At 36.8% G+C, this 20,917-nt stretch carries 20 protein-coding genes; 16 read left to right on the plus strand and 4 right to left on the minus strand.

The window, feature by feature from the left end:
* Position 1: 1 nt before the first annotated feature.
* The 3 genes from PYV58_RS10255 (at position 2) to PYV58_RS10265 (ending at position 4,871) form a co-directional block, all read left to right on the plus strand.
* Positions 2 to 2,686 (plus strand): tape measure protein, encoded by a 2,685-nt coding sequence (locus PYV58_RS10255; RefSeq protein WP_227504217.1) that lies wholly within the window; start codon positions 2 to 4, stop codon positions 2,684 to 2,686.
* 75 nt (positions 2,687 to 2,761) lie between these two features.
* Complete coding sequence (locus PYV58_RS10260) at positions 2,762 to 4,120, plus strand: hypothetical protein (protein WP_275059816.1); 1,359 nt, start codon at positions 2,762 to 2,764, stop codon at positions 4,118 to 4,120.
* Positions 4,121 to 4,199: 79 nt separating this feature from the next.
* A complete protein-coding gene (locus PYV58_RS10265; RefSeq protein WP_034618367.1) occupies positions 4,200 to 4,871 on the plus strand; it encodes a hypothetical protein in 672 nt (223 codons plus the stop codon).
* Between the two features lie 369 nt (positions 4,872 to 5,240).
* Here the strand turns inward: PYV58_RS10265 and PYV58_RS10270 are convergent.
* A protein-coding gene (locus tag PYV58_RS10270; RefSeq protein ID WP_085947552.1) for an IS3-like element ISAba21 family transposase occupies positions 5,241 to 6,406 on the minus strand; the annotation gives its coding sequence in 2 pieces (ribosomal slippage) (positions 5,241 to 6,148 and positions 6,148 to 6,406; 1,167 coding nt in all).
* 102 nt (positions 6,407 to 6,508) lie between these two features.
* On the opposite strand from PYV58_RS10270, the gene PYV58_RS10275 reads away from it, so the two are divergent.
* From PYV58_RS10275 to PYV58_RS10325, 11 genes are all read left to right on the plus strand, one after another.
* Positions 6,509 to 7,060, plus strand: a complete 552-nt coding sequence (locus tag PYV58_RS10275; protein ID WP_275059817.1) for a hypothetical protein — start codon at positions 6,509 to 6,511, stop codon at positions 7,058 to 7,060.
* An 81-nt stretch (positions 7,061 to 7,141) separates the two neighbouring features.
* Positions 7,142 to 7,789, plus strand: a complete 648-nt coding sequence (locus PYV58_RS10280; RefSeq protein WP_034618366.1) for a TonB family protein — start codon at positions 7,142 to 7,144, stop codon at positions 7,787 to 7,789.
* A gap of 70 nt (positions 7,790 to 7,859) precedes the next feature.
* Entirely contained in the window at positions 7,860 to 8,204 is a 345-nt protein-coding gene (locus PYV58_RS10285) for a phage tail protein (RefSeq protein ID WP_034618365.1), read from the plus strand.
* A 51-nt stretch (positions 8,205 to 8,255) separates the two neighbouring features.
* Positions 8,256 to 9,161, plus strand: coding sequence for a hypothetical protein (locus tag PYV58_RS10290; protein WP_275059818.1), 906 nt, complete (start codon positions 8,256 to 8,258; stop codon positions 9,159 to 9,161).
* A complete protein-coding gene (locus PYV58_RS10295; RefSeq protein WP_275059819.1) occupies positions 9,145 to 9,945 on the plus strand; it encodes a phage minor tail protein L in 801 nt (266 codons plus the stop codon). Before PYV58_RS10290 ends, PYV58_RS10295 begins: the two co-directional genes overlap by 17 nt.
* 3 nt (positions 9,946 to 9,948) lie before the next feature.
* On the plus strand, positions 9,949 to 10,704 hold the full coding sequence (locus PYV58_RS10300) for an NlpC/P60 family protein (RefSeq protein ID WP_275059820.1): 756 nt from the start codon (positions 9,949 to 9,951) through the stop codon (positions 10,702 to 10,704).
* Positions 10,688 to 11,338: a tail assembly protein gene (locus PYV58_RS10305; protein ID WP_275059821.1), complete on the plus strand. Its 651-nt coding sequence runs from the start codon at positions 10,688 to 10,690 to the stop codon at positions 11,336 to 11,338. Before PYV58_RS10300 ends, PYV58_RS10305 begins: the two co-directional genes overlap by 17 nt.
* Before the next feature lie 52 nt (positions 11,339 to 11,390).
* Positions 11,391 to 15,863: a phage tail protein gene (locus PYV58_RS10310; RefSeq protein WP_275059822.1), complete on the plus strand. Its 4,473-nt coding sequence runs from the start codon at positions 11,391 to 11,393 to the stop codon at positions 15,861 to 15,863.
* Positions 15,863 to 16,039, plus strand: a complete 177-nt coding sequence (locus PYV58_RS10315; RefSeq protein WP_171077811.1) for a hypothetical protein — start codon at positions 15,863 to 15,865, stop codon at positions 16,037 to 16,039. The genes PYV58_RS10310 and PYV58_RS10315 overlap by 1 nt, the downstream gene beginning before the upstream one ends.
* 60 nt (positions 16,040 to 16,099) lie before the next feature.
* A complete protein-coding gene (locus PYV58_RS10320; RefSeq protein ID WP_034617878.1) occupies positions 16,100 to 16,435 on the plus strand; it encodes a phage holin family protein in 336 nt (111 codons plus the stop codon).
* Positions 16,432 to 16,884 carry a lysozyme gene (locus tag PYV58_RS10325; protein WP_034617881.1) on the plus strand — a complete coding sequence of 151 codons (453 nt, stop codon included), beginning with the start codon at positions 16,432 to 16,434 and terminating at the stop codon, positions 16,882 to 16,884. Before PYV58_RS10320 ends, PYV58_RS10325 begins: the two co-directional genes overlap by 4 nt.
* Before the next feature lie 254 nt (positions 16,885 to 17,138).
* Here PYV58_RS10325 and PYV58_RS10330 read toward each other — a convergent pair whose 3' ends face one another.
* The gene (locus PYV58_RS10330; protein ID WP_034617884.1) at positions 17,139 to 17,633 is read right to left on the minus strand and encodes an SMI1/KNR4 family protein; all 495 of its coding nucleotides are present in this window, start codon (positions 17,631 to 17,633) and stop codon (positions 17,139 to 17,141) included.
* Positions 17,634 to 18,176: 543 nt separating this feature from the next.
* Here PYV58_RS10330 and PYV58_RS10335 point away from each other — a divergent pair.
* Entirely contained in the window at positions 18,177 to 18,671 is a 495-nt protein-coding gene (locus PYV58_RS10335; protein ID WP_034617887.1) for a hypothetical protein, read from the plus strand.
* A gap of 374 nt (positions 18,672 to 19,045) precedes the next feature.
* Here PYV58_RS10335 and PYV58_RS10340 read toward each other — a convergent pair whose 3' ends face one another.
* A complete protein-coding gene (locus PYV58_RS10340; protein WP_034617890.1) occupies positions 19,046 to 19,309 on the minus strand; it encodes a hypothetical protein in 264 nt (87 codons plus the stop codon).
* Between the two features lie 362 nt (positions 19,310 to 19,671).
* Here PYV58_RS10340 and PYV58_RS10345 point away from each other — a divergent pair, with 362 nt between their 5' ends.
* Positions 19,672 to 20,154, plus strand: a complete 483-nt coding sequence (locus PYV58_RS10345; protein WP_034617893.1) for a hemerythrin domain-containing protein — start codon at positions 19,672 to 19,674, stop codon at positions 20,152 to 20,154.
* A 121-nt stretch (positions 20,155 to 20,275) separates the two neighbouring features.
* Here PYV58_RS10345 and PYV58_RS10350 read toward each other — a convergent pair whose 3' ends face one another.
* A complete protein-coding gene (locus PYV58_RS10350) occupies positions 20,276 to 20,515 on the minus strand; it encodes a DUF2171 domain-containing protein (RefSeq protein WP_004720127.1) in 240 nt (79 codons plus the stop codon).
* Positions 20,516 to 20,917: the final 402 nt, after the last annotated feature.

Below are 20,917 nucleotides of genomic sequence, written 5' to 3' on the forward strand. Positions count from 1 at the left end.
CATGCCCGAACAACGTAGCACACTCATTATTGAAATTAGCTCAGAACAAGCAGCACGTAATGCACGTGCATTAGATCGAGAGCTGCAAAGTATTGAACGCACTGGTAATTACGCAACCACTTCAATGAACTCTATGTCAGTGGCAGCACGTCAATTGGCAGGTTATTTGGCAGGAGTTGTGACTGTTGGTACTGCGATTGCTAAGATGGATGATTGGACTAATCTTAACAACCGTTTGCGCCTAGTAACTACTAATCAGAAAGCCTTAAATGTGGCAATGCAAGATACATTTGATATTGCTCAACGATCTGGTGCGGCTTGGGGTGGTACTGCAACCATCTATCAAAAGATCCAATACAACAGCGAAAAATTGGGTTTAAGCCAAGAGAAAGTTGCCAAGATCACAGAGTCTATTTCCAAATCAATTAGTAACTCAGGTTCAAGTGCTCAAGCAGCTAGTGCAGCTTTATACCAATTAGGCCAGTCATTCGATAAATCATCATTAAACGGTGATGAGTTCGTTTCGATGAGTGAAAACGCTGGCTACTTAATGGAAGTGTTTGCAAAAGGCTTAGGTGTAACTCGTGCTGAATTGAAAGAAATGTCTTCTCAAGGATTATTGACTACTGACAAGATGGTTCAAGCAATTGAAAAAATGTCAGGTTCAATTGAAGGAGATTTTGGAAAAACTAATTTCACTATCGGACAATCTTTCACTCTGTTGTCTAATGCTGTGACTAAGTTTGTTGGAGAATCAGGGCAAGCTACAGGTGCTGCGTCTACTATTTCTGGTTCACTTAGCTTGCTTGCAGAAAACTTAAATACAGTAACGAACATTGCCATGATCGGTGGTGCTTATTGGCTTGGAACTTATATTCCAGCACTTTATACAAGCACAATGGCGGGTTATGGAAAAATTAAGCAACTTACTGAACAGACAGCTATTCAATATGCTGCTATCCAAGCAGAGCGGATAGCAGCTGCTCAAGAACTCACATCAGCAGAGGCTCGTGTTGTTTCAACACAGGCAACTTTGGCGGCAATTGCAGCTGAAAAAGCCTTAGAGGTTCAAAGATTAAAGGAGCAAATCAATAGTATTGGTCGGACTGCATCAATAACACGAATGGCTCAACTTAGAAGAGTTGAAACACAAGTAACTGCAGAATTAACACTTGCTCAAAACGCTTTGGCTACATCTCAAAGCCGTGTTAATGCCGCTCAAAACATGTCAATGGGGGTTGGTCGTGGATTGTTAGGAATTCTTGGTGGACCAGTAGGATTAGGTTTAACTGTTGCAGCTGTTGCTGGTTCATATCTAATGCTTAAAGATAGTACCAAAGATACAACTACCACACTTGATTTACAAAAGAGCACTGTAAATGAGTTGGTTGAAGAATATTCAAAGTTAGATGAGCTTCAAAAACGTACAACATTGCGAGAGCTCGAAAAGCAAGTTAAAAGGTTGGCCACTAGTTATACAGTTGCTTATTCAGATTTGAGTGCAATGATTGGATGGCTTGAAGAGTCTGGCTCAGTGTCTGAATCTACAGCAAGAGAAATCAATAAGCTGTTCAAAGAATATAATAAGGGCAAAATAAGTTCGTCTGAATTTGCAACAGCAGTGAACAATCTATCGGGAGTGCAGAAAAAGCATAAAGTTGAAATCGATGAGTTGACTACAGCCCATGCAAAAGCTAATGAAGAATATAAAAAGGTTAAAACTGCTCAACAAGCATTAACCAATCAAACTTCATCTGCTATAAAGGCAAATAAAGACGAAACAGACTCCATCCTTCTTAAGAAGAAAGCTCTTGAAGAGTCAAAAAAGGCCTATGACAGTTATAAGTCAGGAGCTTTTGATGATATTAAAGAAATGGCAGCAAGGGCTAAATTGCAAAGTATGGGGCAGTCAGATGCCTTAATTGAGCAAAACTTGAAGGTTTTAAAAGCATTAAATTTTGATCCACTTAAAACTAAGACTCCTTACGCACAGGAAATGTTTAAGGTTGCTGATATTTCCGCAAAAATGAAGGAAAAAGAGGATTCAATTACCCAAGCGAAAAAAGATCAAACTAAGGAGCTTGAGAAGCAGCTTAAAGTCTTGCAGGTCAACGAAAAAGTTAAGGCTAATGCTGCTAAATACAACTTCGATGGATTAGAAAGTAAGTATGGGCTTTTGCCAGGGTTATTATCAGGTGTCCATATGCAGGAGTCACGTGGTAAAGTGGATGCAGTTGGCCCTATGACCAAGTATGGTACTGCAAAAGGTGGATTTCAATTTCTTGATGATACAGCTAAGCGTTTTAAATTGACTGGAGGCGATGTATTTGATTTGGGAAAGTTAGCAGAAGCGGCCGCTAAATATCTGCAAATTCTCTACAAAAAATTTGGCTCTTGGGATAAGGCTATTTCTGCTTACCATGCTGGCGAAGGCAATGTAGATAAAGGCACAAATATTGGACCAGTAAATCGTCAATATGTTCAAAATGTAAAAGGCTATATTGCAGGAACAAATGGTTTTGAAGGCTCAACTAAAGACTTTGATACTTCTATCAATGATTTGGTTAAGTTTTTGCAAGTTAAGCAAGATATTGAACTGCAATATTCAAGTGGTGAGCTTCAGCGCAAAACAGAACATGAGAAGAAATTAGCAGATATTCAATCTCATTTTTCAGGTGACACATAAACAAAACTTGAGCGTCAAGAGAATGAACGCTTTGCTAATGAAAATCGACTTGTTGCACTTCAATTTGATTCAAATGTGAAGGGTTGGAATTGGACAAATGAGCAAAGAATTCAAAATGAAATCGAAACTCAAAAAGTAACTATATCTTTAAACAAAGAATATTCTGATATTCAAAAACAGATTGCTAAAGAAAAGGTTGATGAAAAATTTGCGTATGAAATTGAAAAGTCTAAACTTGCTAAAGATCAGCGTTTACTTCAATCAACTGAATTTTACATGTCAGAAATTCAACTGGCTAAGGCTAGATATGACATAGAAAAAAGGCTTATTGCTCAGAATAATGAAGATTCTGCTGAAAATGCATTTAAAACACAAATGCTTGAACTTCAAAATCAAGTTGATATGAATCGACGCCTAAAAGATGCATCTATTGGGTGGGATTCTGTTCAATCTCAAATAAATGGATCTACTGGGCGTTTTCAAGTTAACCAAGATAAATTCAGCAGAATGGGGGCATCACAAAATCTATTTGATACTCAGATAGCAGATGTTGAAAACCAAGAGCAAGAACCTGGAGCGGATTTACAAAAATTAGCTGAGGTTCGTGAACAAATTTGGGCTGCGCATAATAAACGGATGATTGATATTGAAAATCAGTATCAAACGGATTCATTGAATTTACAATTAACTCAAGCTCAGCAATTGACCGGTTCATTTGCAAATATGTTTAAAGGTATTCTTGGTGAAAGCTCAGGTGCATATAAAACAATGTTTGCAATGCAGCAGGGGTTTGCGCTTACTCAAGCGGGTATGAATTTATGGTCATCTGTTTCTGATGCTTATGCTAAAGAGCCAGGTACTGTATGGCAGAAAGTTGCCGCAGGTGCTAAGGCGGCTTTGGATCAAGGCACTTTCTTAGCAATGATCCAAGCTATAACACCTCAAGGTTTTGCAACTGGTGGCTCTATCACAGGCAAAGGCACTGGAACAAGTGATGATATTCCAATTATGGCATCCAATGGTGAGTTTATGATGCGTCAGTATGCTGCCTCTAAAATTGGTCTAGTTGCTTTAAATTACATGAATCAGACGGGTGAGATACCATTTCAGCGTGAATATCTTGGCGTGAAATCTCAGCACTTAGGTTCTACTCAACCAGATTTAAATGTTCAAAAATTTAAAGATGGAGGGCTAGTGGGAGTTTCTCGAATGAGTGGTGACGATGTTGATAGAAGTCAGTTTCAATCTATTCAGCATAATTACCCACGGAGCAGTGAACCCAATATTACCATCCAAGTAAGTATTACTGATTCTGGTGTTAATACTTCAGGTGGTAATACCCAGGATCAGCGACAGTTTGCTCAGGTTGTTGGTAATGCTGTACGAGCTGTGATAATTCAAGAGAAGCGTCAAGGCGGTTTGTTGTCGAAGTAAGAATAGCCACTTAGGTGGCTCTTTTCAAAAAGGGATCAATTTGTTACATTAAGTTAACTTTAGAATAAATAGATTGATTATGAAGAATATTTTTGGAGTGTTGGTGTTGTGCTTTGGGTTGTTAGGATGTGTTTCAAATTCGTTTGAATATTCTGGAAACTCAGTAAATCAATCGAATGCCTGTAAGGAGGCAAATCAAAGAATAACTAAACGAGATTTTGCGTATACTCAAAGTATTGATTTTACTTTATACCAGTTTGGAGGGTTAAAAAGATCTGATTTAGATGCAGAATATTGTTTAGATATTAATTCAGTTGTTAATAACACAATTTTAGTTTCAAAATATTATCAACTTAATCGTCGTTTTGTTGGCAACAGAATTCAGGCTTACACAGCATATAACGCCTTAACCAATAAAAGTGTTGCAGTAATTTTTGATGATAATTTTAATACATATATTGTAGGTAATAAAAATAAAGAGCTTTTAGATGCTATTTCATCACAATTAACTAAAGAGAATATCATTGGTTATGCTGACATTAACTCTGCAAAGACTTTTAATGATTTACAGCCATCAACATCTAGCCAAAGTTATTCAAAATATTCTGAAAGCTCGGGGAACATTCCATATAATTATTCAATTTATTCAGGCTCCAGCGGTTCAAAAACTGTAAGAGTAAAAGGATATACAAGAAGCGATGGAACCTATGTGCGACCTCACACAAGAAGCGCACCGCGTAGCAGACGTTAAGAATTTAAATTTGGTGCTTGAGATGAAATTATCTCATTAATTAGAATGAGATTAAAAACCCCAAACCCTGCGTCTGCAGGGTTTTTCTTTAGAGTGAACATGAAAAAAGACAGTTTATATTTGAGTATTCAGTGCTTTTGGCTATGCACTTCAAGTAAGGGTTAGAAATCTTGATTAAACTTATAAGTAAATTTTAAACTTAAATAACTCGGCAAGTTTCTTCAACTTTCGCCTAATGTTTATCCAAATTATTTCTGTTAATATACTTACGAAAATTAACAAAGCAGTTACATTATGAAAAAAATTTTACTTTCAGCGCTTGTTGGATGATATGTGCTGAATTAGCAGGAGACTTTCACTTGGGATATGCTAGGCAGCTAACCGATAAAAGTTCTCTGCTATTTGATTTGGCGTTTTAAAATCCAAACTCTTTTGAATTCTTCGCTGATTATAAAATAACACAATGTATTTTGTAATATCTGCTTTAGCTTCATCTCTGGTTTTATAGTTGCAATGATGCACTAATTCATTCTTGAGTATGCCCCAGAAACTTTCAATCGGTGCATTATCGTAACAGTCCCCACGTTTGCTCATTGAACCTTGAAAATCACATTTTTCCAGTATCTTTCGATATTCATGGCTGCAATATTGGCTGCCTCTGTCCGAATGAATAATTAAGCCTTTCGTTGGTTTTTGATTACGAATCGCCATAGTCAGTGCATTGCAAACAAGTTGTGCGGTCATACGCTCATTTAAGCTATAGCCAACCACTTGTTTCGTGTACAGGTCTTTTACTGCTGCCAAGTATAACCAACCTTCAGCAGTCCAAATGTATGTAATATCGCTTGACCATGCAAGATTGGGCTTAGTCATTGAAAACTGTTGCTCTAGTAAATTTGCGTAGATCGCTCGATTATGATCACTCTTCGTAGTTCTTTTGAAACGCTTATGACGCTTACAATACAGCTGGTTGAGCTTTTTTATTTGACGTACAGCATACGTACTGATTTTGATACCTTGCGCTTGTAAATGCTTAGTTAATCGAATATAGCCATAGCTTTGTTTAGTTTCCTCATGAGCTATTTTGACCAAAATTGTCTGTTGATTTCGCTGAACCAATCTTTTATTCATGCCTCGTTTTAGCCAATCATAAAATCGTGACACTGAAACGTGAAGTAATCTAGCCATAAAGCTAATCGGGAATAAATATCTTTGCTGTTTCATATAGGCGTACCTTACTGACTTTCTTTCGCAAAGTACGCTGCTGCCTTTTTTAGAAATTCACGTTCCATTTCAGCTGTTTTGAGCTGTTGTTTGAGCTTTTTATTTTCTTCGAGTAAGGCATTTAGATCAGGTGAATATTGTTTAGTGCCTGCTAAGGTGCCAGTCTTTGCTTTATTATTCCAATTTGAAAGAGTTTGCATTGAAATGCCAAGTTGTCTGGCTGTTTCCGATACATTGCCTTGATTGGCTTCAATCAATTTTATTGCTTCAACTTTAAATTCTGCGGTGTAAGTCTTCTGTTTCTTGCTCATGGTAAACTCCTGATGAGTGTCTATAGTTTACCAAGTTAAAACCTCCTGTTTTCTCAGCACACATCAGGATTAGGGCTTTCATTTCAAACTCAAGCACAAAATATGGATTTAAATAAAAACTCTGTATTTGCTGAATACTCATCTCAAAAGGGTGAATTTGAGAATGATGTTGATGCTGATATGAACGGATTTGGTTTAGGTATCTCTACATCACCTCATAAACATGGTGCTTGGGCAAAGTTTGAATACCAAGGCAATAGTGATTATGACGGTGATTATTATGAAATCTCAGGCGGTGGACATTATAATATTTTAAGTACTGAGCGCTTATATGCTATTGGTACTTTGGGTCTTGGTGTTGGCTTGCTGGATGTAGATGGATTTGATAATACTGCTTATCTAACAATCCCTGTAGGCTTAGAAGCCGGTGTTAAGCTTAACCCAAACTTCTCGCTTTATGGTGGTGTAGGTTATAAGTGGGCATTTGACTTAACCAATCATGACAAAACACGCTGTAATGATGGAACAACCAGTAATAGCTCAGGTCAAGGCACTTGTTCATGGCATGGCGGAGTAAATCAATATTATTCTTCGAACAACATTGGTGATTTTGATGGCTTAACCTACAAAGCTGGTGTTCGGTATAGCTTCTAAAATGAAGATCAAACCTCCTTCGCGAGGTTTCTTTTTGGCCTTAAAATTAGTATCTTGGTCTAAATATACTAGAGATATATCATGAAAAGCTTATTTTTAATTTTCGGTTTATTATTTTCAATTATTTGCCTCGGAGCAAATGCTACTAATGTTCAAGAAGTGCAAAGAAGTAAAGAAACTGGAATGTTAATGAAATGGATAATACCTCCAAAAATTAGAATTGATAATGAAATATTAGAAGGCTACGACAGAGATTTATTAATCTATTTAGAGACCGATGAGAATGGTAGGGTTCAAAAAGCTGAAGTAAGCAAAAGTAGCGGAGTGGATGAATTAGACAGTTTAGTATTAAGGGCTGTGAAAAGATCAAAACTCAAAGTTTGGAATGAATGGGATATAAAAACAAATCACCCATCGCGCTTAAAACTACCTTTTGAATTTTCAGTTTCCAGGGTTCCTAAATATGCTGTATATCCTGAATTTACTTATACTAATGCTGATTTAAAAGGAAGTGATAGAACGATAAGATTGAGTGTAGAGGCTAATGAAAAAGGTAAATTAACCAAAGTCAAAGTTTTTCGAGGGACTGGAATACCTGCTCTAGATAAATATGTTTTAAGTGAGTTCATCAAGCAGGCAAGTTTTAAGCCTTTGATTATAAATGGCAAACCTGAACTTATCAAAACAACTGCAGATTTTAGCTTTATTTTAAGATCATCAAGTGATTAATATTCAAATACTTATTCAGCATTAAACTTAAAACCCACTCACCGAGTGGGTTTTTTATTGGACGCAATTTATGAGCAATGAAAAATTTACATTTCCATGTGATCTGGATGGAAACTCAGGCAAACAAAACTTCAATATTTTGACTTCTAAATTTGGAGATGGCTACGAACAGAATATCTCAGTAGGCATCAACAATAAAAAGGGAGAGTGGCCTTACAAATTTACATCTACCAAAGAAGAGATTCTTCAAATCAAAGCTTTTTTTGATCGACATAAAGGGGCTGATTCATTTCTATGGAATTCGCCATTGGATGGAGAAGTACGCGTCAAAACAGATACAAGCTATACACCTAGTCAAGTAGGTGGAATGATCTGGACTATTTCCACAACCTTTACCCAAGTTTTTTACCCTTAAATTTAATCAACTTCACGCCTCGCACTGTTGGGGCTTTTTTGTGAGAAAAATATGGCTATTCAAACAATTAATTTAGGATCCGCACCAAGTGGTGCAGGCGGGGATACATTTCGTTCGACTGGCACAAAGGTAAATGAAAACTTCACAGATAATACACATGCTGCAAGTCGTTATGTAGGTGAAGGAAGTGGAAATTTACTTCAAACTGGGGCATTTGGCTTAGGTGCTTTTCAATCTGAGATTTCAAATCCATTTAAAAATTTACCAACTGCCGAGTTGCGTAAAACAAGATTTATTAGTTTTAAGGATGTGCCTGATGTGTCTTCCGGTTCGGGATCAGCAATATCGTTACCGACTTTAAGCGCTTATACAAATAATTATTTGATTGGTACTAATAATGGAGATTTATATCACGGAGTTTCTACTTCTGTTCAGGTAGATCCTTCGGTCCGTGGAGTGCGGTATGGCAAAATTTTATCAGGAAATAATACAACAATAGATTCAAACGGTTTTGTTAAAGCTGCATCTCCAATTGTTCAATTGTTTGCAGATAAAATTGATGCGAATCAAGAAGCATTAGAACAAGAACCTATATTTGAAAAAGTGGATGTTGGTCACTACCTGTTAAAAAATACAGATGGTTTTTCAGAAAATGGCTGGTATATCGAAATGCCAAAAGATGCGAATGGTAATGTTTTGGTTGCAGTTCAATATCAACAGCTTGAAGATAACACGATCGAAGTTAAAACCTTAGCCAAAAAGTTTGACGAAGAAACGGGTGATATTGTTCCAAATCTTGAGAAACCTAGAGACATTCCTGCTGGTCGTTGGATCGACATTCGTTTGAAAGAATTGCCAAAGTCTGAAATTGAAATATCTAACACACCACCTGAATTTCAACAAACCAATTTGGCAAAAGCTGTTGAGGAGGCATTGAAAGATGACTCTGAACAGTGATTATCAGAAACTCTATGTTGATGAGTTAATTACATTATTTGAATTAGATGCCAGCGTTTTAGGAGCTGGCATTTTGCGATTTCATGGGCATATCGCTTTTCAAGATTGGGAAAAGATTTACTCATCAATTGGATCAGATGGTCTGATTGGATCTGATAGTGATTTGATTGGTAAAGTTTTTGATGTAGGTACTGATAAAGTTTGGCAGCGCAATATCATTTGGCAAGGCAAGACATTTTCAGCAATGGCAATTCAAGCTGATGGTATGGAAATGAATTCCACAGGTCGCGCATCAAGTCCAACATTATCAATGGCCAATAATATTGATGGATTACAAAATGCGGTATCGGCTTATTGTTTACAGTTCAATGATTTTGCAGGTGCAAGACTTACCGTAATTTCCACCTTGGCTAAATATCTTGATGCTGAAAATTTCAGTCGGGGTAATCCAACAGCATCGAATGAAGCTGAAAATCAGCTTTGGTTTATCGAACAAAAAACATCAGAAAACATGGAGCAAGTGACTTTTGAATTGTCGAATCCAATCGACTTTGAAGGTCAGCGTATTCCAATACGGCAAGTCAGTAGCCAATGCCATTGGTGCATGATGGGTGATTATCGTGGTGAAGAATGTGGTTATACAGGTGCAGCCATGTTCACTGAGAAAAACGAACCTACAGATAATCCAGCTCTGGATAAATGTGGTGGGCGTTTAAGTTCCTGCAAAGTCCGAAAAAATGAAGGCAGTTTTGGTGGTCAACCAGCCGCCAATATTATTGGGTGATTTATGAAATTATCAGCAAAGCTCAAAAAAGCAATTCATTTACATGCTGCCGAAATGTTCCCGAGTGAATGTTGTGGTGTGATTGTGAATAAGGAATATATTCGTTGTCAGAATATTTCAGATCATCAGGACCAGTTTGAAATAGATCCTGTAGATCTTGCACACGCTGAAGATATAGGTGAAATTCAAGCCTATGTGCATTCACATCCGAATGCTTCAGTAATGGCTTCTGAGCTGGATTTAATCCAAATTGAATTGCATAAAAAGCCTTGGGTCATATGTGCTTATCCTGATATTGAATTTCAGGTCTATGAGCCTTGTGGCTATCAAGCGCCTTTGATCGGGCGTAATTATCAGCATGGTTGGCAAGATTGTTATTCACTGGTTCGGGATTTTTATCAGCGTGAATATGGTATCGCATTGCCTGATTTTGAGCGCTTAGATCGTTGGTGGGAATCTGCTGAAAATGCTTCTTTGTATTTGGATAACTTCAGTAAAGCAGGTTTTAGTGAAGTGAAAGATTTGCAATATGGTGATGTCATGCTTTGTCGTGTAGGTCGCACTGAACATGTGAATCATGCAGTGATTTGGCTTGGCGATATTGGCACATTGAAATCAGAACAAACTGAGCCTTGTGTGGGATCTTCGCTGATTTTACATCATCCGTATAACCGTAAATCAGTACGTGAAGTCTTTGGCCAACAATGGCAAGAACGGGTTGCCATCACTGTGAGGCATCGAGATGTTAAAAACAATTAAATTATACGGTGTACTTGGTCAAAAGTTTGGTTATCAATTTAAGCTTGATGTTGCGAGTCCACGTGAAGCGATTCGTGCTTTATCCGCTCAGATGGATGGATTTGAAAATTACTTGCTGAGTGCACATGAACGTGGTTTGGCTTTTGCCATTTTTACAGATAGTAAATCTAAACAGCGCGGCAAGAAAAAAGCAGCATGTTTTGATGCTTTAACGGGCAGAACTATTACAGGCAACAATATTAGTGTGTCTGAAATAGATATGCTCACAGATACAACAGAAATCAAGATTGTGCCACGTGTGATGGGTGCAGGTGGTGATAACGGAGTGTTGCAGCTGGTTCTTGGTGTTGTATTGATTGTTGCTGGCTTTTGGACTGGTGGCGCAACTTCAAACATGGGGGTTGCTTTGATCGGTGCGGGTGCAGGCATGGTGATGGGTGGTATCGCTCAAATGCTCGTACCTAAAGTTGATCCGAATACAAATCAAAACCAAGACGGCAATCGTGCCAATTTTGGCTTTGGTGGAGCTGTAACCACCATTGCCCAGGGTAATCCTGTTCCTGTATTGCGTGGTAAACGAGAGATTGGCGGATTCATCGTATCAGCAGGCCAATATCCTGAAGATATGATGTAGATAAGGTTGAGTCCTGGCGCATAAAGCGCCTTTTTTTATGCTTGAGGAATTTATGAATACACCAATTAAGGGCGCAAAAGCTGGGGGACAACAGCCACGTCAGCCAGTGATTGATCTTGACTCAGCACAATCTAAAACTTTTATAAAAATTCTTTATGGTTTGTCTGAGGGTCCAATTAAAGGTTTGGCCAATGGGTATAAATCCATATTTTTAGATGATACCCCTTTGCAAGATTTTAAAGGCAACTGGAATTTTGAAAATGTCAGTGTAGATATTCGTGAGGGTACAAACGATCAAACCTATATTGAGGGATTTCCAGACATTTCATCTGAAACAGCAATTGGAGTTGAGTTAAAGTCTGAAACGCCATGGGTTAAAGCATTTAATAATACAGAACTTGATGCGGTTCGTTTGCGCTTACGTTGGGGGCCATTACGCCAACAGAATGAGAGTAATGGTGATTTAAATGGATATACCATTCGTTATGCAGTTGATGTGCAAACCGATGGGGGTACTTGGTCCGAAGTTTTAAATACTCAAATTTCTGATAAAACCTCAGCCAATTACGAACGTTCTCATCGCATTGAATTGCCAAAAGCTGATTCAGGTTGGCAAGTGCGTATTCGACGTTTAACACCAAACACAAGTTCAGAATTTATCAGCGATAAAATGTATGTGCAGGCAGTCACTGAAGTGATTGATGCAAAGCTACGCTATCCTAATACCGCTTTGCTTGGGCTTCGTTATGATGCACAAACATTTTCAAATGTCGCAAAAATGGCAGTTGAATGCGAAGGTGTAGAAATACTATTACCAAGCAACTATAACCCTGAGACACGAGTATATACAGGGCTATGGGATGGTAGCTTTAAACGAGCATATAGCAATAATCCAGCATGGCATTTTTATGATGCTTGTATCACAAAGCGCTATGCGTTAGGTAATCGCATCAATTCATCCATGATTGATAAATGGTCAATTTATCGTTTAGGCCAGTATTGTGATCAACTTGTACCAGATGGTAAAGGGGGGCAAGAACCACGGTTTACTTTAAATGTTTATGAGCAATCTCAGGATGATGCCTGGTCTGTATTGTCCAAAATGGCGGGGGCTTTCAGAGCCTATATTTACTGGGATGGTCAAGCGATTGTCTGTGATGCCGATATTCCACAAGACACGCTATACACTTTCACCAGTGCCAATGTGATAGATGGTCGATTTGAATATTCAGGCACACGTGCACGTGACAGACATACCATTGCCAAAGTGGCTTATGACAATCCAGAAAATCGTTATAAAACTGAATATGAAATTGTGCGTGATGAGACTGCGATTGCAAAGTACGGCATTCGCATCTTAGATATTTCTGCCTATGGTTGTACTTCAGTAGGGCAAGCGCAGCGCGCAGGAAATTGGGCATTAAAAACCGAACAGTTTGAAACTCGAACTGTGACTTTTAAAGTCGGTCTAGATGGTTTTATTCCGCGGCCAGGCAAAGTGATTGAAATTGCTGATCCAATCTTTGCTGGCCGTGCCAATGGTGGACGTATTTCTTCAGTGAGTGCAGATTTAAAAAGTATTACTGTTGATCGTGATGATGTTGTATGTCGCGCTGGTGATCGCTTAGTGGTGAATGGAGAGGATGGCAAAGCACAGGCGCGAATTGTTCAGTCAAAAAATGGCAGAGTAATTACCGTTGTGGCTGCATTCGATTCTGTAGCAGCGCAGAACGTGTGGATTGTGGATGCTCAAGACTTGGCAACAATGAAGTTTAGAGTGGTATCAATCAACCGTGATGATACACATCAATTCACAATAACTGGCTTGCAATATAATCCTGCAAAATTTGATGCGATTGACCAGGGAACATTTATTGATGATCGTCCGATCTCAATCATTAATCCAAATCTACAATCACCTGTTGAATCAGTTTCGGTTTCTTCAGATGAAATGGTGCAACAAGGATTAACGGTTGCCACGATGTTAATCGCTTGGCCACAGGCAGCAAGTGCAGTTAAGTATTTGGTCGAATGGCGCAAAGATGATGGCTCTTGGATCAAGATGCCGATAACAGGTAACAACTCTGTTGAAGTTCAAGGGATTTATTCAGGAAATTACCAGGCAAAAGTAACAGCGATTAATGCGTTTGAAGTGTCTTCATTACCTACCTATTCAATTTTGACTGAGTTAAAGGGTAAACAAGGAACTCCACCAGCATTGGCTTTTATTAATGCAATGGGAATTTTATTTGGTATCAAACTTGAATGGGGTTTTCCTGCGGTTGGTGCGCTGGATACGGCTTATACAGAGATTCAAGTTTCACCCGATGGTGTAAGTAATATTGCGCAATTGGGCTTATTCGCATACCCAACAAGCACACATACATTGCAAGGATTACAGCCTAATCTAAAACAATATTATCGTGCGCGTTTGATTGATCGAATTGGAAATATTGGCTCTTGGTCAAGCTGGACCAATGCAACCACTTCAGCGGATGCATCTGATATTTTGAAAATCTTGGAAGGCAAGATTACTGAAACGCAACTTCATCAGGATCTGCAAACTAAGATTGATCATATTGAAGCAGTAGATGCAGAAATAGGACCAATTAAACTGGATATTCAGAATACAAAGAATCAGATTAATCAAGAAATTATTGATCGTCAGTATGCGATTCAACAAGCCAAAGATGGTTTATCTCAGCAAATTATTGATGGAGATAAGGCTGTACTTCAGGTTGTTGATACGGTTAAGAAATCAAGTGAGGATGGAATAGCCGCTGCACAATCAGAAATTAAAGTTGTTGCTGATAATCTGAAATTGACTGCTGAAAAAACTGATGCTGTTTACGCTCAGTTGAACCCACCTTTAATTGGCTCCACTTCTGATCTGATCGGTAATGATCAAGGCTTCGCGGGAACCTGGTCACTTCAATCAGCAATGATTGAAGGTGATCTAATTTTGAGTAAGCGCATTGATACAACTGTTGCTCAAGTCAATGATGTTCAAGCCTTTGCACAGCAAGAGGTGATTGCTCGTATTGATGGGGATAAGGCCACAGTTCAAAAGATTGATACTTATATTGTTGAGAATGATCAAGCTTTAGCAACTGTGCGAAATTCAGCACAAATTGCAGTTGAGAAATCAAATGCAAATGCAGTGCTAATCGATGCTTTAGATTTAGAGCTTGATGGTAAAGCAAGTACAGGTGCTTTAAATCAGGTCAAGTCTGATTTATTTGCTGTTGATAATCGAGTGATTGCGAATACAACCATGCTGAATGGCGTGTATGCGCAAATTAATCCGCCATTAATTGGTTCAGAGTCTGATCTTATTGGTAATTCTGGTGGGTATGCTGGCGTATGGTCTGAACAATCAGCAAGAATTGAAGCGGATATGGCGCAAGCTATTCGGACGGATACAGTCCAAACAGAATTGAATGGTAATAAAGCAGCCGTTCAAGAAGTCACTCAATCAGTAGATGGTTTGTATGCGCAGAAATTCACAAAGATTGATGTGAATGGCAAAGTCATTGGATGGGGGGGTGCAAACGATGGTGTTGAGGGAATATTTGTCTTTAATGTAGATTCGCTTGCTATCGGGAGTGGCAATAGTACGGGATATTATCCATTTATATTCCGAACCACGCCATTTACTGATCCTGTTACAGGAACTGTATTCCCTGTGTCTGCCTACCTAAAAGCAGCAATGATGGACTACCAATCAGTGAATACATCTCATATTGTTGATTTATCTGTTAAGACGGCCAAGATTGATTCTTTGGCTGTGACTACTGCAAAAATTGACAATTTAGCTGTGACAGAGGGGAAAATAGCAAACCTTGCAGTTGATACGTTGAAGATCAAAGACAATGCTGTAACTGTTCCTGTTTCGGCATTTGCTGAAGCGAATTTGACCATTGGTACGAGTTATACCACTGTGCAAACTTTGGCTGTTCCTGCGGATATGGGCCATACGATCTTAACTTTTGGGTCTGTATTTAGCTTTGTAGGTTATACGTCTAGTCAGCGTTTACTTTGTCGAGTACTGAAGAATGGATCTGTTGTCTTTGAAGATTTAGAAGTGCATTTTATTGATTATGCTTCTGTTGGTACAACGACTCAAAATAGCGGACAACACAACCACGGAATAACAGTCAATGTTAGTGGCTCAATGACCGATTCAGGAAGCCATTCGCATTCATTCAATGGCAATACTCAAAACTCAACAGCTGGAACGATTTCGGGTTCTTCACATAACCATAGTTACAACGGATCGACAAATACAACGGGTTCACATAGCCATAATTTAAGTTTGTCAGGAAGTGCATCAATGGGTTTAGACGGAATTCATAATCACAATGTTGAGATTAGAGGAAGTGCACGAAGTGCAGGAACCTTAAATATTTCAAGACATGATTCAACATTGATCGCGGGAACGTTTGAGCTTCAATTGCGCTCAGATTCGGGCGGTAATGTAAACGTGTCACAACGCTATATCCATGCAATGACGATGAGGAAATAATGGCATATTTTGCAGTTTATTGTATCGAAACAGGTGTCATTCAAAATGTTGTTGAATGTCCTGAATTTTTAAAGCAAAGAATACATCTTGATCTTGGTCAGGATGTTTTAAAAATAGAAGGGCAGATAGTTCAAGCAAACTATATTGTGATAAATCAAAAGCTTGTTGAAAGCTGATTTTGCTTAAGTAACAGCACCCAACCGGGTGCTTTTTTATTGCCAAAAATAGGGGGTTTTGTGGATAAAGAAACATTAAAAGAGATCATCACAGGTCTCATTACATATGGTTGGATGATTGCTTTAGCTATGCTTGGAGGTTTGGTTGCCTTCATTCGCAGGTTAAATCAATCGAAAGAACCCAAGCCGTTGAAGGAGATATTTATGCGACTTTTCGGTGAGTTAATTATCTCTGCATTCGCAGGGATTATCACAGTTCTATTGTGTATTTATTGGGATATGCCGTTGGTGCTTATTGGTGTGTTGGCTGGTATGGCAGGGCATTTAGGTGGTAAAGCGATCGATACGTTTGTATTGATTTGGAAAGCTGTAGTTTCGGGAGGTAAGTTGCCATGAAGACAAGTAACCCAGGAGTAGGCTTAATCAAAGGCTTTGAAGGTAAACGCTTGAAAGCTTATGACGATGGTGTGGGCATTTGGACCATTGGATTTGGCACAATCAAATACCCTAACGGTGTGCGTGTAAAAAAAGGTGATACATGCACTGAATCTCAAGCAGAAGAATATCTTCGTAATGACCTAGTTGTATTTGAAAATGCTATCAATCGCTTGGTGAAGGTTCCGCTCAACCAAAACCAATTCGATGCTTTAGCCTCATTTACCTACAACTTGGGCGAAGGCAATCTTAGTAAATCAACTCTGCTTAAAAAGCTCAATGCCAAAGACTACAAAGGTGCTGCTGCCGAATTTCCAAAGTGGAATAAGGCTGGTGGTCGTGTTTTGGCTGGACTGGTGAAACGTCGCAAAGCTGAAATGGAGTTATTTCTAAAATTACACTATTCCTAATCATCTCAAAATGGCGAGAAATCTTAATCGGTCTTCTCGCTTTTTTGTAGATCGTTTGTCTTGCCTTACTGAACCACAAAGTAGGGCAGATCCAGAAATACAAACAGACTGAAATTATTATTCAAACTGAGAATGCGAAAGCCAGAGCTGTCTTGCTGTTTTTGAGACATTTCCTTTATTTTCTTCAATGACTTTTATCTTTTAAGCTTTAAATTATGCTGTGTTTTCATCAGCACCCATCAAACTCAAAATATTCATTCCCAATATTTCTGTCCCTCATTAAATGCAAAATTCACTATAAAATTACGAAAATTTCTTTCTACTTTTTTCCACTCTTCTCTGCTATCCATTCGGTTTGCTACTATTATAGAGCCATAATCCTCTTTAGTTTCATCTAACCTTAATAGCAATAAATCATTATCTCCCAAAAACTCACCAATAATATAATCCCCAAAGATGAAATCATCTCTATAATCATGCATAAATTCTTGTGTTTTTACTTCTATAAAATATAAATCTAATAATATTAACCCCCACTGTCCATATATAACATCTTCAAACAAATATGCACCATTAGAAATTCTATAGAATTCTATAAAATCTTCAGAAAAGGGTATATCATTAAATTCATTTATTCCATGTAAGAACCTACATCTAAATAACATATCTATGGAAATATTATTTATTGCTTTAGGTTTCGTCCAACTATTTTTTAATAAACCAACAGTGACTTCAAAACTATAATTCATACTAGTACCTATTCCAAAACTGAGAATATTCCCTTTAATGCATTTTCCTTGTAAAGGCACTAAATTATTAAAATTATTAGTACCTCCAAATATTAGAGGCTTAATATGATGAATATCATTTTCACTCCAACCACCTACTGGTGTCTTTTAACCACCGTCAAACCACTATTTAATATATCCACCACCTTTTAGATTCACTAAAAATAACATAATAGAGCTTATGTAAAAACTTTGATAAGTTCTCATGTAAAATACTACCGTGTCCTAAACTACTAAAGCTTGAGTAAGGGCAAGGGTAAAGAAACCATCATTGAGTACACCACTGCCAACAGTGACATACTCGAAAAGTGCATCACAGAATATCAAGAAGTGGCAAAAGCCGCTGATGGACACGCAGCTGATGCGGTAAGATTGAGGGAAGCATGGCCCTCGGAGTGAGGATTGATTCTCGATTAAAGAGGGGGGAACTAGATGGATTTAAAATAATCCTTTTTTAATCGATGTTTTTGTATGAGTTGTCCAATTTTACCTAAGAGGTAGTGAATGAAAAGAAAATATTGGATTTTACTTTCACCAATAATTTTGATTGCGTGTAGCCAAGATTGGAAAGCTGATCTCGGCTTAGGATGCCATATGAATGGAAAGCTTTGTTTTGAGCATTTTGATTATTCAAATTCTAGTGCGACCAATCTTATTTTGACATCCAATAATACTGACTATCAAATAGAAGTTAAAAATTTTTGGGCGAATTGGTTAGGATGTAAGTCTATAGATAGTGTAACAACCATTTGTTCAGCACAACAATTGACGATACCTTTAAAGGATTTAAATAAACAATGTGAGGGAAAAATAGATATTGTGAAATATCCAAAAGATAAATGGATTTTAAAATACTATATTATTGAATTTAAAATTCAAGATACTCCTCCTTATATATTAAAAGAAGTAGATGAAAATAAACTATCAAATTTAAAATTTGAAAATTGGCAGAGAAAGCAAGCTATTGATTATGAGCAAGAATTATTGTGTGGAGAGTAACTTAACTATTTTTATAATTTTTCAAATTAAAAATATACAGCATATGCGAAAGTTTAGATAAATTTTCATACTTGAATGCTACCTTGCCCTAAACTTCTTAAGTTGGAATCAGGGCAGGGTAAAGAAATCACACTTTGGATCATTGATACAGTTAGTAAATACAATGAGTGCATTGCTTTGAATGGTGCGAAGAATAAGATTGTTAAATAGAGCTTTATTATTATGAATAATTTCGGAATGAAAAATATCAATAATTCAAACAATGTAATGAGAATTTCGCAAAACAATTATAAAACTTTCGTACACTGTATATAAAATTGATTTTTTTAAAGAGTGGTAGAACTGAACTCACCACTCTGTGAAATAATTTATACTTAAGGACGGATGGGATTTTTTTCAATACCTTGATCTGTTATACCATTTGTAGAAACAATAATTTGACTTTTACTAGATACACAGTATGCAGTAACATTCCCACCTTTCTGTATTAACATAATAAAAGGCTTTTCTGCTGATCTATCCCAGTTTTCACTTTTACCAGGAGCAATCGAGAAATATCCTGTATCACCATCATTTCCCCACTGATTAACACAAGCAGAGATTGATTCATTTGTATTGTTTGTAACCTTGATACCCATATTAGAATCCTTTTAATTAGTTATGATAGATTTTAACTATCGGTATAAAATATAGGCATAATTGAAGGCTTAGCATATACCTGAAATCAGGTAAAAAAACCCACACAAGGTGGGCAATGCTGGACATCATTTCTAGTTATAGACCATTCTCTCCAATGGTCAAAATAATTATACATTCTTTAATTTTGAATAAAAACGCAGCGAAATGGTTGGGTTAAATTCTAAGAATCTTTAAATTTCCTAGATTGTGTAATATAAAGGGTAATTACAATTAAAATAATATTGAAACAAGAATTCAATAATAAATACTAGTCTATCCTATAAGATTGAATACTAAATAAATTTTTCGATAGGATGAAAGTATGAGCCATAGTAAGCAACTCACCATATTTGATGTCTTAAAATTTAGTCATGAAAAGCAAAGAGAATTATCTGATAAGTTAATTGAAACTACTGGCAATTCAGAAGAAAGAAAGCGTTATTTCTCATTGTTGAAAAATGAATTATTTGCACATGCTGTGGCTGAAGACAGGTATTTTTACATACCTCTTATGATGACAGATGCAGGTTTGAATATTACAAGGCATGCTCTGTCTGAGCATCACGAAATAGATGAGTTACTTGAGCAACTTACTGAAAAAGAACTCAATAATCCGAGTTGGTTACGTATAGCAAATCAGCTACGTAAGCTTGTACATCATCATTTAGATGAAGAAGAGCATAAATTTTTCCAACAATCTGGCAAAATTTTAAAAGATGATGAAAAACTAAGCTTAGCTAAAAAGTATCAACATGAATATGATAAATATATTGATAAAGACAAAACGAGTTTAGTTCATCAATGATTTAAACTTTTTCAAATTTAGTTAGATAGATAAGACAGATTTGAAAACTTATCATTTGATGACAGGAATGCCAATCAAATTGATTGGCATTCTTGAAATAGCAAATTACTTTAGGTAAAAGCTATAATGTTTGCCACTCATTTCTTGCTTCTTCTGAATTTTTATTCAAAATTACGTTTCCATCTTTAATTTCACTCACCCAACTTAATGGAATCAGATGATGTTCATTATGTTCATCATCACTTCGAGTCAATTTAATTGAATCTTGTCCCTCAAGATGATCGACCTTACCGATCTGTGTACCACATGAAGCAATTACTGAAGCATGTTCTTTAATATCGTTTACATTAACGTTACTCATAATGTTTGCTCATCTCTTGTTCAAGTTGAAATATCAGTCTAAGACATTTAAAAATTAGTGATGTAAGTATTTTTAAGCTTTAAGTTTTGTTGAGTTATTAATGTAATATTTATAGATTTATTTAATTTATAAATGTATTTTTTGAATGAATACACAAAATTAATAATAATGTGACTCTGTTCTCAATTGATTAATTTTTTCATATTTGATTCATTTATTTTTTGTGAATTAATTATAATTTTATAACTTTATTGAGATTTTGTTTGTTTTTTGATTTATTCTTTGTTTTAATGTTTATTTTAAATTTATTTATATAAGTTAATGTTTTTTAGTAAATTATTCTTAAATTGTAAATCGTGATTTTTTAATATGTTCTATTGTAATTTAATGTTTTTTATTTAG

Origin of the sequence: Acinetobacter sp. TAC-1 (assembly GCF_029025845.1) — a bacterium.
GTDB lineage: Bacteria > Pseudomonadota > Gammaproteobacteria > Pseudomonadales > Moraxellaceae > Acinetobacter > Acinetobacter guillouiae.